Genomic DNA, 13,027 nt, shown 5'->3' with positions numbered 1-13,027 from the left:
ATGAAACTCATATTTACATTTATGCTCATCATATTTTTCTTTCAATGTGTGTATATTTACGCCGACGATTGGGAAGCTGATTCAATTACGATTCAACCTATGGTAAAGTCAAAGACTCCCAGACCTAAAAAGAAGATTGATTTCATACTGATAGGCGGAGCAGGGCTAGCAAACAGCGGTGCTCACTTCAAGGAGTTTATTGGAATGGCACCTGCATTTAATATTGGTTTTGAAATCCCATTTACCAAATCTCATATTTTTTCATTTGAAACCACATTCCATTCATGGATTGGTAAAGCACAAAAATCAAGTCCTGTGGTTGATGAGTATTATTCCAAAGTTAAAGATGGTATTTATTCTCAAAGTGGACTTTCGTTTGTTATCAAATATTATTTAGGTTCAGTAAATTCAAAGTATCGTTTTTCATTTCATTTGGGAAGTGTAGCTTCAGATGATCAAAATACAGACTTTGATTTTGGGTTTGCTTTTTACTACCGAGTGAATCAGAATATCTCATTTCAATTATTAAGACGAATATTATTTGCGAAATTCTCAATTGAATCACATCTTACTTCTACACCGAGCTACTATTTTTTAAATTTTTGTTATAAATTTTAATGGTGATTAAATGAAAAAGACAATTTATTTTTTGATTTTTATATTTAGTATTTCAAGAGCTTTACCTCATGAACAACAGGAAGTTCCAGTACATCAGAGAATAGTTTATGAGGCGTATCAGCTATTAAAAATTCAATTAAGTAAAGAAGAAAACGGTATTGCTGATTTAGATTTTTTTGTTGGTGATATTGAAAATTATGGACACTATACAGGTACCTTAACAGGTGGTTCATGGCAGGAAGATAGATACGATATAGTTTATCATTATAGTGGCATTTTTAATAGTCATACTAGTATTACACATTTTTGGGATGCTGATAATCCATATGGTAAAGTGAAACTTTATGATGGAGGAAGTTTCCCATCAGCTTATACAAAAGCTCTTCGATTTATTAACGACGATTATGCAAAATTCTTCGAGATACCTCTTACCGTAGGTTTTGAAATGAAAGCTTGTTCTCCAGAAGCAAATGGTAGTTTGCATAAATGGTATTGGAATGATAAAATTTGGGTGAGTTACTCTTATAAATATATTCCTTTGCTAAATATTTATTATGATGTGGCCAATAATTATTATTGGCCAGTTGGCAACCTACAATGCAGGCTACTTTATTTTAATTTCTTGGGCAGGCTGTGCCATCTTCTTACTGACATGGGAGTGCCTGAGCATGCTAAAAGGTCAATGCACCCGAGACCGAATAATGCTCATACCGCACCTTTTGAGCATTGGCTTGCTCACAAACAAATCTATCGGGAAGAATTCTATTGGACAGCCGAAAGAGTCTTGGAAGAACGTGGTGGTTTCGTAAATCCTTTTTGCGAAGTTGATGGTGATAAAACATTATACCTTTTTTATACATTAGCTCAACTATCTGACCATTTCGGTTCTTTTGGAACAAGACCGAGTAATGGAAATACAAATTATAATATCGGCATAGGTGAGATTGAATCAATAGTTAAATCATATTTCCCTAATGAAGAATTTTTCTATACAAAACCTGATTTTATGAACAATATAAAAGTAGGTTGGGCTGAATGGGAGTTGACTAGATATGCCGGCAGAGCGTTTCGTGACGCTTTATTACCGTACACAATAAGAGCCACTGCAGGTTTACTTTATAGATTTATAATTGAATCGAAAATGCAATTCCCTGACGCTACCGAGTTTGATATGGGTACTATTTACGACCAACAACAGGAATTAAACTTATTTAACCAAAACATTAACGGTAATTACTACACTTACAGAGCCGAAGGTACTCCCGGTAGAATAACAGTATGTCCCGATGAAAGACCGATAGGGTATGATGCAGATTTTGTAATTGGCCCCGAAGCAAGGAACGTAACATTTCGAGCTTCAAATGAAATTATTTTCAAACCCGGATTTATCGCAACGGAAGGTTCGGAAGTTAGAGCTTACGTGGTACCAAATTGTTCTCGAACTAATCAAAGTGGTAATTGTCAGGAATGTTTGGACGAAGACTACAATCCTAAATATGACAAATCAATTCAATAAAAAGGAGTTCAAAATGAAAAAGTATTTGATTAGTTTTCTCTTATTATTATTGTTAGCTTCTTGTGGTGAAGAATCAACAAAACCAAGTGATTGTTCTTTGTACAAATTAAATATGTTCAATCATCCTGATACTATTGCTATTGATAGCTATATGGGTTCGATACCTGATTGTATTGGAGATTTGACAAATTTAAAAGTCCTTGGTCTATACAATAATGGTATCAAAGTTATACCTGAAGCATTTTTTAAATTGAAAAACTTAGATTACTTTATTTCTTTAGAAAATGCATATGAGTTTATACCCGATAAATTTGACCGCTTGGTAAGTTTAAGGTATCTACATATTTACAATGCGAATATGTCAAAAATACCACCATCATTATTTACACTTACTTCGTTAATTTCATTAAGTTTTGCAGATTCGCCAATTGATTCTATTCCTGATGAAATCGGGAATATGATTAATTTAGAAGATTTGAATTTTAACGATACAAAGATTAGTAAGTTACCTTCTACAATCCAAAACTTAAAAGGTACTTTACGAAAGTTAGAAATTATTGATACAAATGTACCTCAGAGCGAAATTGATTCATTAATTAAATGGCTACCTAATACAGAAATTTCTTATTCACCATAATTTAATCCGCCCCCTGCACCAAATGCGGGGGGCTTTTTTGTCCCAAAGTTTTTTATCCTGCATTCATCCGGTGGCTCGGAGTCATCGGATGGATTTGTTTTTATAGCTACATAGCGGATTTCGTGATGGACAGGATGAAGACAAATATTAATCTTTCCATTTTTCCCTCTTCTCTTTCAAAATGATTTATTAAATTTGAATTAAACTCAGTGGCGTTTCGTTTTATAGTTTTTTGAAAATGAAATTTTGGAGATGAGGCAAAAGATGACAAAAAAGATTACCAAGAAAAGTGTTGCTACTCTTAGCAATGATACTTTCACTTTATTCCCCGAAAAGTATCGCGATTTGATATTCATCGGATTGATTGTGCTGTCGGTGTTCGTGTTCTTTTGGGGTGTTATCACTTCGCACGAGTTGGCGGCATCCGATAACTTTGCTTCGATTAGCTTCAGGAATTACTTGGACGAAGCCTCCAGAAATGGCGATTTCCCGCATTGGGTGCCGTACATTTTCTCCGGAATGCCGGGTTTTGCATCGTTTTTGCTCACAGGCGACCGCCTTTGGGACGTGACCTCATCCGTCTTTTTTGGCTATACACGCTTGATGGGCGATGTCTTTGGCAACGATTCCGTCCGCGTCATGCAATTTTACGTAATCTTTGGCATTGGAATGTATTTGCTGATGCGCTCCAAAAAACATATGCACGCTATAGCATTTTTTGTGGCGATTGCGGCTCTTTATTCAACGGGTATCATACATTGGATAATGATTGGGCACAACACTAAACCGATTACGATGGCACTGCTGCCCTATATTTTCATGTTGATGGAAAAAGTCCGAGAGAAATTTTCGATTCTATACGCAACTTTGTTAGTCATCTCAATCCACTTGATTTTCGAATCCACGCACGTTCAGATGATATTTTACAGCGGTATAGCGATTGGTGTTTACGTACTTTTCGAGCTCATTAGCCGCTTTATCACCAAACGCGACCCGATTGGGATGGTCAAGCTAATTGGGGTGCTGGTGGTAGCAGGAGGCTTTGCATTCCTTATGTCGTCGGACAGATATTTGTCCATACAAGAATACACTCCATATTCTACTCGCGGTGCTTCGCCAATTACTCAAACAGATGGAATAGCCCAAGCGGACGACGGAGGAAACACTTACGAATATGCCACGATGTGGTCATTTTCACCACAGGAAGTAATGACCTTTTTCGTACCTAATTATTACGGCTTCGGCAAATTGCCTTACACGGGTCCTGCAACCAGAGGTGAGGAAATCAAAATTCCAACATATTGGGGACAAAAAGTTTTCGAGGACGTCGCCCCATATATGGGGATTATTGTTGTGTTTTTGGCAATTGCGGGATTTGTGATTTACCGCAAAGATGCATTTGTCCAATCGTTAATGGCAATTTCCCTCTTTATGTTGTTTTTATCGTTTGGAAATAATTTGCCTATATTGTTCGATTTCTTCTTCTACAATGTGCCGAGTTTCAACAAATTCCGAGCGCCGAGCATGGCACTTGCAATTATGCAATTCGCATTCCCAATTATGGCAGGATACGGATTAACGGGCTTGGTGAAGTATAGGCGTGAAAATAGCCCCGAAGGCAAAAAAATCATGAATTATATTTTGATTTCTGCCGGAGCTTTCCTCGTGCTTGGTTTGTTTTATGCCACAGCCATGAAATCATTTTACATCGATGCAGTCACAAATACAGCCAACCAATCGTTCAGATCCGTTATGCAGCAAATCCCTGATTTGCCGGATTTTGTATGGTCGCATATGATTGGCGATTGGATTATGAACGGATTTATTTATGCGATTTTTGCAGCATTAGCATTTTTATTTGTCAAAGGTCGCCTCAAAACAAATTTGTTTTTCATTTCGATAATATTATTACTTTTCATAGACTTATGGCGAGTTGGATTCCGTCCGCTCGATATTACCGAAACTGACCAAGTCGGAGATGCATTAAGAGCAACTGACGTGGTTGATTTCATCAAGCAAGATGCAGAAAAAAGTAGAATTGCCGACTTTGCGATGGCAAGTATTTCACCAAATTTGCCGTCATATTTCAAACTTGAAAATGTTGGCGGTTATCACCCTGCAAAATTGCGCGTCTATCAAGATTTGCTTGACGTTGCAGACGAAGGCTCGACTAATCAAGTGACAAATCCATTCTTGTGGAATTTGCTCAATGTCAAGTATCTCATCACTCCGCAACCTTATGGTCAAGTTCAACCCGCTTACCAATCTCAACAAACCGGATGGTACGTGTATTTCAATCCGGCATTTTTGCCGAGAGCATTTTTCGTTGATTCAGTAGCAATCGCCAGACCGATGGATATTTTGCGGAATATGAAAGAAGGCAACTTCAATCCGGAGCGTGTTGCCTTTTTCGAGGAAGACCATAAAATCAACATCGAACCCGCAACAGAAGGTGCCACTGCTCAATTCGTCTCCCAAAGTAACAGTTCGATAATATTCAAGGTCAAAGCCACAGGCAACAACCTACTTTTCATGAGTGAGACATATTATCCTTTCTGGAAAGCCTTTATCGGCGACAAAGAATTACCTATTTATAAGACTAATTATGCCTTTCGTTCGGTTGTTGTGCCTCCGGGCGAACACGAAATCGTATTCACTTTGACCTCCCCGGCATTCGAGCAGGGCAAAACATTCTCAATGATTTCCAATATTTTGATTTTGGCATTATTAGCAATTGGAATATTTTTGAATCAGAGAGAGAAAAAGCAATTACAAAGCGTGAATGAGGAATAAGCATGGCACCGAAATATAAACGTCAACTTAGATTTGGAAACTATTGCAAAGCTTTAGAAAGCTTAAACAAAGGTGCGACTCATTTCGACAAATTGAATGAATTGGAAAAAGACGGACTTGTTCAAAGGTTCGAATATACATTCGATTTGGCTTGGAAAGTAATGCAAGATTACATTGTCGAATTGGGGTATAACGACATAAAAGGACCTCGCCCGGTAATGACCCAAATGGCAACAAATGGATTAATTGACCCATTTATTTGGGAAGAAATACTCGAGGCAAGGAATAGTCTCAGCCATATTTATGACGAAACCGTAAGTCGCAAATATCTGCAACAAATTATTAGCGATTTTTTACCCGAATTCAACAGTTTTAAATCGAAAATGCAGAATATAAAGTGATTGAGTATCAAACAAATGAATTCGGTTTGAGAGAGAAAGACATGAATTACCTCATGTCAATTTTCGAATCAATTGATGAAATTGAATCAGTCATTTTGTATGGCAGTCGTGCACGTGGAGACTACCAATTAGCTTCAGATATTGACTTATCGCTTAAGGGCAAAGACATTGAATTTGAGCACGTTGCACGAATTAAATACTTAATCGAAAACGAAAGTCCAATGTTGCTTAGTGCCGATGTGAATATCTTCAGCAAAATTTCAAACAAACAATTGATTGAGTTAATCAAACGTGACGGTATAGAAATTTATAAAAAAAGAGCTTTATAGTTTGATTATTTGATTTTAACATTCAACAAACACTATTACTTTTGAGATTGCGTTTATCAGAAAAAGAATAGGTATTGATAATGAACCAAAATATTGAACATATATTAAATCAAATCAAAAAGCTTGATTTTGAATCCAATTTATATTTGATTCAAAAGATGGTTGACGAACTGAAATTAAAAATTCAAACAGTCAACGGTGGTACGCATCGTTTGTCTGAGCTTAACTCTTTAGGTTCAGATGTATGGAAAGATATAGACATTGAACAACACATTAAAAAAGAAAGAAGTTGGGATTGAAGGTCTAAATCTTTCCTCACACCTTCTTAGGCTTTCTAACTACTCTATACACGATGAAAAATACAATTGCACCGATAATCAGGAATGCCCAAAGATTGATGATGCCGATTATAAACCATTGAATAGCCAACCAGCCGTTCTCGAAGCCTTTGAGTACTTGTTCGCCGAAGCTGAAACTCTTCGATTCGAGCGTCTTGAAGTATCTGAGATTAACGGTCGAAAGGGCAACTTGGTTACTCATATGTTTCATTCGCGATTCCATTGATTCAATTTGTGCTCTAACGTTTGCCAAAGCTCGTTCTACTTCGAGCAATTCGGTTACGCTATTGCCTTTTGCTAATAGCTCTCTGTAACGATTTTCAAGCTCTTTTTGAGTTCGTAATCTGGCTTCGACATCCAAAAATTCGGCTGTAATATCTCGTACACTTATGCTTTTTTCGACAACTTTTTCTTCATTTGTGAGCAAATCATCTACAAATTTTTCAAATAAGTCATATTGAACGCGAATAGTCATGCTATTGGATAGTTCATATTCTGTGGCAAATTCATTTTCGTTGTCCAAATAGGCATTGTATTTTAGCAATATTTCAGATACTTTTTTTCTCGTAGCTTGCATATCCTTAGTTTCAAATGACAATCGAGCATCTTTGATTAGTTTTCGAGTTTCGACTATTTCCTGTCCGGTGTTTTCATTGCCGGACATATCCTCATTTATTGACATTTTTGCCATGTCGGGAGGAGGCGCCATCATCCTTTCTGATTGCAAATTTTCGCCGCCACTACCGCTGCCACCTTCGTCGAGACATGATATCAATGTGACCGAAAGAAGCATTAACAAAAAAATAAAGCTCTGTTTCATTTCTGACTCCCAATACAATTATAAAAATGTATCACCAATATAAATTACTTTTGTACAACATTATTATGTGATTAACGATTTAGAATATTAAATTATATTTTTAAATATCATTATTGATAAATTATTATACAGACAGCAAAATCATGAGTGAACAAGCATATTATATTTACGGTAGGAATGCCGTTACAGAAGCATTGAGTTCGGGAAGTGAAATCGAAAAGATTTATATTTTGTACGGATTGCACGGCACAAACCCCATCTTCAAATTGGCAAAAAGCAACAAAGTGCCGGTAATTACTTATGACAAAATGAAATTCAAGAATCTCGAGGATAGTGTTCTGCCGCGAGACGCCAAATCGCAAGGTGTAATCGCATTGCGAACGATGGCAAAGACTGTTGATTTGGGCGAACTCGCGGATAACGCCTTCGCAAGAAGCAACAAGCCTGTGCTTTTGATTTTAGACGGCATTACCGACCCTCAAAATCTTGGTGCAATAGCTCGTTCAGCCGAATGTGCCGGAGTCACGGGATTGGTTATGCCAATTCGCAATTCTGCACCGATTACACCTGTTGCTGTCAAAGCATCAGCCGGAGCTTTGGAGCATTTGGACATTTGCAAAGTCACAAATTTAGTGAATGCAATCGAAACACTCAAGGACAAAGGGTTCTGGATTTATGGCGCAGATATGCAATCCACAAGGCTATATAGCGATAATATTTACGACCGACCAATCGTTATAATTATCGGGAGCGAAGGCTCGGGCATGAAGGAAAATGTTCGTAAAAAGTGCGACGACATCATCAGCATCCCGATGTCGGGCAGAATCAATTCACTCAATGCATCAGTTTCCGCAGGAATCGTACTTTTCGAGATTAACCGCCAACGGATGGCTTAGATTTAGTGCAAATTGTCCGGTAAACATCAATATTTTTCCTGATGCAAAATCTCTCTTTATTTGTTGCGGGTAATTGCCATTCGTCGCGTGATTCCAAAATATGGACATCGAATAGTCCTAATTTGCGGAGCAAATTAATCTGATAAGTATGCACTTCGGGTACGTCAGTGGCAAGGAATAATTTTCCGTCATCAGCCAAAACCCTATGGCATTCGCTCACAAATTTGGCAGTAAAAGCACGTTTTTTATAATGCTTCCTTTTGCTCCATGGGTCAGGGAAAAGATAATAAATTTCACTTATTGAATTGCTCTCGACGAAAGGCATATTGTTGGCTACGCTATAATGCAAAGCACGACAATTGCTAATTGATTCGCCTTCCACAACAACATTAATCCAACTGACGGGCTCAGGGCGAATCTCTATGCCTAAAATATTGTCATCGCCAATTTCGAAAGAGCGTAAAATCAAAAATTTGCCGCGTCCACAACCGATATCCAAATATTTCGGTGCGGTTCCGTTAGCAAAAAGTGTGGTCCAATCAATTGTTTTCAAAGCTTCCGGATATGATTCAGGAATATATTTCAATTCTTCAATCGGCAAATAATTATTTGTAGAAACATGATGTCGGATTTTTGTTCCGAACGGGTATTTTGAGAATTTTATTTCAGTCATTTTTTTAAATCAAGGGAATATTACATAATCACCATCTTTGATGATATTCAAATTATAATCGTATGATGCTTGAGCGAGGGAATCGAATTTGATTCGCCCTAACATTCCGTAAAAGCCGTTGTGGTCGAACCAATCCCAAATGTCAGCAGGGGCAGTGCCGTTAGTTCTGATTGCATTGTCAAGCCCGAAACACAAATCATAGCCTTCCGCCACAAAAGATGATGGTTTCTTGCCATATCTTGACAAATAATCTTGATATGCCGGAGAATGCTCATCCAAATTGGGATAGCTGAAAATCAATCCATTCGCTTCGCTTGTTGCGAGTAATTGTTCAGTCAGAATAGGTCTCGTGCCAACAATCTGAACATTCAAACCGATAGCTTTTGCTTGACGTACAATATGTACAGCTTCGCGGGTACTTATCAGTACAAGTCTGGAAGGGTTTAGTGCTTTCACTTCTTCCAAAATTGAAGTAAATTGCGTCATCGTATCGGGGTACGAAAATGAACGGATGATTTTGCCACCTAAGTTGCCTTTCAAATTATTGTTCCAAGTTACTCCATAATCATTATCGAAGTGCATAATTACGATACGATTATAATCATTCAGATAATTGGAAAGATACTTGATTTCGTCGTTTACATCGGACGTGAATCGTACGCAATTTTTCAAATTTGCAAAATTATAAACAGCGCTCCCAACTGCGAATTGGACAACCCGATTATTTTTTGCAGGTTCGGCAATTGCATTTGAAATCCAGCTTGCGAGTGTAACTACTCCACGTGTATATGTGTTTGATGCAATCTTGATGAATTCTGCAAGAGCCACATCAGCATCACCTTTGCTGTCATAGAACCTCAATTCATACGACGTAGCGTACTTACGTGTGTAAAGCTCCATACCGCGAATCACTTCCTTGCCGAATTGGCTGTAATGTCCGGTGGTATCCAAAATTGCGGCAATTATAATCTTCTGCTCAGGCGCCACTGCCTCTTCTTTGCCGCATGAAAACATAAAGAACAATGCGACAAAAATCAATATTTTGTATATTTTATTCATATGATTAAACTCAATTTATATCTACCAAATATAGCCAAATAAGGCATCTATTATCAAAATTGCAGCAGCGGACAAAGTGAATGCCCTGACTGTACTGTTCCCGACTCCTTCGGCGCCGCCTGTGGTTGCAAAACCCACGTGTACACCAATCAACGCCGTCACTCCACCGAAAACGAAGGATTTGGTCAAGCCCAAGAGCACTTCGCTTGCTTGGAAAAATCTTTGGACAGAATCAAAAAATGTTGCCGCTTCGAATTCAAATTTGATATAGGTAAGTAAAAAACCACCGACCAAAGCCACGACGTTTGAAAATACTGCAAGCACAGGCATCATAAACAATGTAGCGATAGCGCGTGGCATAGCAAGATAGCGATTTTTATCAATTCCCATCATTTCGAGTGCATCAATTTGCTCAGTTACGTTCATTGTGCCGAGTTGTGCTGCCATTGAAGCACCTACTCGCCCGGCGATGACCAATGCAGTAAGCACAGGAGTAAGCTCGGTAAAAACGACAGTTGCGATTGATGAGCCGATAAAAGGCTTGGCGATATTGACCAAGTTGAATTTGTCGAACAAATTCGTTGCCTGAAGCGCTGCAATTGCACCTGTAAATGAACCAATCAACACAACGAGTGGCAATGAATCCGAGCCGACGATTGCCATTTGGTCGAGCACTAATTTCCGGTCTTTGATTGCTCGGGGGAAATATTTCAATACAGATACCAGCAGAATTACGATTCTACCGACTTCGGCAGTGAAATTTATCACTTTGCGTCCTATAAATGCCGGAAAATTTAACATATTTGTAAATAGTAATTGAAACAAACATGCAAAATAATCATTTTTTTTCTAACTATTTTGCTCGTTACTTGGAACTTTATCAAGTCGTATGTGTTTATTTGATATTTGAGAGAAAGAAAATGAAATACTTTTTATTTTTATTATTATATATACTCTCTGCTCGAGTCAGCGATGGTCAAATCCCTGAAACGAGCCGTGGATATGCACTATTGCTTACTCCTGTGCTTGATTCAACTTCAGGCAGATTGGATGCCATTTTCACTTGGGATGCCGACACCAACGCATACAGCTATACTGTTTTTATGAAATTCAAGGAAGATTCGCTATTTGGCGACCCAATTAAAACAATCAGCCGTTTCGATTCGCAGTATGTTTTCACAGATTTTGAACGCGGTCGTTGGTATGAATTTCTGATTGAAAAGGACATGATTGATTATTTTGCTTATGGTTACATGAACATAGGGATTGATGTGCCGGCGATAGAACATCGTGGCAATGTGTTGATTTTGGTTGATGAAAGCATAGATTTGGTTTTGAACGATAAAATTGAAAGACTGTCAAAAGATATGTTTGTTGACGGATGGCGAGTTTTCCGAGATACTGCTCCGCGAGCAGAGACATTTGACAGTGCCAAAGTGATGCAAACAAAGGGAAAAATAATCGAATATTACAACAAGGAAAATATCACTGCTGTTTTGCTTTTTGGAAGAATTGCGGTGCCTTATTCCGGCAGTTTCGCCGTTGACGGGCACACACCAGACCATGATGGTGCATGGGCATCGGATATTTTTTATGGCGACGTTGACGGCATCTGGACAGATACATTAACCAATTTGAAATCCGATGACGAAAGAACACGAAACCGTCCGAATGACGGAAAATTTGACCAAATTATCATTCCTTCGGATATTGAAATTGCAGTCGGCAGAGTAGATATGTTCAATTTGCCTTTTTTTGAAAAGAACGAGCTTGAATTGTTGGAGCAATATTTGGACAAAAACCATAGATTCAGGACCGGAATTGACAGATACCCGGACAAAATGATTGTATCTGATGCATTCGGACCAGATTTAAAAGAGGGCTTTGCCGCATCAGCTTGGATGAGTTTTTCGGCGATGACGGATTGGCGAGAGATAGACGATGAAGATTTACGCGATATGGTTTCTGATAATGATTATATATGGGGTTACGGTTGCGGTCCCGGCTCTTTTGTACGTGCTGAAAGGGTCGCATATGCGGAAGATTTTGCAAGCAAACCGATGCGCGTAGCGTTCACTCAGCTTTTCGGTTCATATTTCGGCGATTGGGATTCGGAAAATAATTTAATGCGAGCAGCTTTAGCAGCAGCACCCGGTGGTTTGATTTGCGTATGGTCAGGGCGTCCTCATTGGTTCTTCCACCATACAGCTTTTGGCGAATCTATTGCTTATTCTACATTGCTGTCGCAAAATTCCCGCCCAAATAATTATCGTGCTTCAAGCCCGTATGCAAGGCGTATGAATCATATAGCTCTAATCGGCGACCCAACTTTAAAAACAAGTTTTGTCCAATCGCCATCAAATTTGGCTGTCACAAGCGACTCACAAATTCATTTGTCGTGGGATGAAAGTCCCGATAGCAATATTATTGGCTATTATGTTTATTCATCCGATGAAAAATACGGACAGTACCAACGAATTTCGGATGAGATTGTGACCACAACTTCATTTACCGATGTTACTGCCAAGCATATTTGGAATTATTATATGGTGAGGGCAATCAAAGAGGAGCGCCTTCATTCGGGCACATATCTCAATCTAAGCCAAGGAGTAATATCCGAAGAAGGAACTTTGCGAATTGATTTGACTCGCGACAAAGTATTAAACACATTGCTCTATCCCAATCCCGCATCAGACAATACAAATTTAGTCATAGTCACGGATTTGAGCGGAGTGTCTGAAATAAAATTGTTCGACTTATCACGCAAATTATTGAATAAACTATCAATTAATATTTCGGAATTCGTTACCAAAAAAAATATTTTATTGACAGATGCGGAAGGAAATTCGTTAGCTTCAGGTGTTTATTACATCGAAATTAGCATCAATGGTGTTGTCCGACATATAAAATTCATGATAATTGATTAATTCATTTTAAGATTTAAGGA

General features: G+C 38.3%; 13 protein-coding genes. 9 read left to right on the top strand and 4 right to left on the bottom strand.

The window, feature by feature from the left end; genetic code table 11:
* The 7 genes from M9949_02755 to M9949_02725 all read left to right on the top strand — a co-directional run bounded on the left by M9949_02755 (position 1) and on the right by M9949_02725 (position 6,593).
* A complete protein-coding gene (locus tag M9949_02755) occupies positions 1–618 on the top strand; it encodes a hypothetical protein (GenBank protein ID MCO5250325.1) in 618 nt (205 codons plus the stop codon).
* 10 nt (positions 619–628) lie between these two features.
* Positions 629–2,134: a hypothetical protein gene (locus tag M9949_02750; GenBank protein MCO5250324.1), complete on the top strand. Its 1,506-nt coding sequence runs from the start codon at positions 629–631 to the stop codon at positions 2,132–2,134.
* Positions 2,135–2,147: 13 nt separating this feature from the next.
* On the top strand, positions 2,148–2,771 hold the full coding sequence (locus M9949_02745; GenBank protein ID MCO5250323.1) for a hypothetical protein: 624 nt from the start codon (positions 2,148–2,150) through the stop codon (positions 2,769–2,771).
* Between the two features lie 264 nt (positions 2,772–3,035).
* The gene (locus tag M9949_02740) at positions 3,036–5,564 is read left to right on the top strand and encodes a YfhO family protein (protein MCO5250322.1); all 2,529 of its coding nucleotides are present in this window, start codon (positions 3,036–3,038) and stop codon (positions 5,562–5,564) included.
* A gap of 2 nt (positions 5,565–5,566) precedes the next feature.
* A complete protein-coding gene (locus M9949_02735) occupies positions 5,567–5,965 on the top strand; it encodes a nucleotidyltransferase substrate binding protein (GenBank protein MCO5250321.1) in 399 nt (132 codons plus the stop codon).
* A complete protein-coding gene (locus M9949_02730; GenBank protein ID MCO5250320.1) occupies positions 5,962–6,294 on the top strand; it encodes a nucleotidyltransferase domain-containing protein in 333 nt (110 codons plus the stop codon). Before M9949_02735 ends, M9949_02730 begins: the two co-directional genes overlap by 4 nt.
* An 80-nt stretch (positions 6,295–6,374) precedes the next feature.
* Complete coding sequence (locus M9949_02725; protein MCO5250319.1) at positions 6,375–6,593, top strand: hypothetical protein; 219 nt, start codon at positions 6,375–6,377, stop codon at positions 6,591–6,593.
* A gap of 16 nt (positions 6,594–6,609) precedes the next feature.
* Here M9949_02725 and M9949_02720 read toward each other — a convergent pair whose 3' ends face one another.
* A complete protein-coding gene (locus tag M9949_02720; GenBank protein MCO5250318.1) occupies positions 6,610–7,452 on the bottom strand; it encodes a DUF4349 domain-containing protein in 843 nt (280 codons plus the stop codon).
* 143 nt (positions 7,453–7,595) lie between these two features.
* Here M9949_02720 and rlmB point away from each other — a divergent pair, with 143 nt between their 5' ends.
* Complete coding sequence (rlmB, locus tag M9949_02715; GenBank protein ID MCO5250317.1) at positions 7,596–8,348, top strand: 23S rRNA (guanosine(2251)-2'-O)-methyltransferase RlmB; 753 nt, start codon at positions 7,596–7,598, stop codon at positions 8,346–8,348.
* Here rlmB and M9949_02710 read toward each other — a convergent pair.
* From M9949_02710 to M9949_02700, 3 genes are read right to left on the bottom strand one after another with little or no spacing between them, the layout of a single operon-like run.
* Complete coding sequence (locus M9949_02710; protein MCO5250316.1) at positions 8,326–9,021, bottom strand: hypothetical protein; 696 nt, start codon at positions 9,019–9,021, stop codon at positions 8,326–8,328. The two genes, rlmB and M9949_02710, sit on opposite strands and share 23 nt — an antisense overlap.
* 9 nt (positions 9,022–9,030) lie before the next feature.
* Complete coding sequence (locus tag M9949_02705) at positions 9,031–10,080, bottom strand: ABC transporter substrate-binding protein (GenBank protein ID MCO5250315.1); 1,050 nt, start codon at positions 10,078–10,080, stop codon at positions 9,031–9,033.
* A gap of 21 nt (positions 10,081–10,101) precedes the next feature.
* Positions 10,102–10,848: an ABC transporter permease gene (locus tag M9949_02700; GenBank protein MCO5250314.1), complete on the bottom strand. Its 747-nt coding sequence runs from the start codon at positions 10,846–10,848 to the stop codon at positions 10,102–10,104.
* 152 nt (positions 10,849–11,000) lie between these two features.
* Here M9949_02700 and M9949_02695 point away from each other — a divergent pair, with 152 nt between their 5' ends.
* A complete protein-coding gene (locus tag M9949_02695) occupies positions 11,001–13,007 on the top strand; it encodes a T9SS type A sorting domain-containing protein (protein MCO5250313.1) in 2,007 nt (668 codons plus the stop codon).
* Positions 13,008–13,027 lie beyond the last annotated feature (20 nt).

The sequence above is a fragment of the Candidatus Kapaibacterium sp. genome, from assembly GCA_023957315.1.
Taxonomy (GTDB): Bacteria; Bacteroidota; Ignavibacteria; order Kapaibacteriales; family UBA2268; genus PGYU01.
This window is presented reverse-complemented; position numbering and strand designations above follow the sequence as displayed.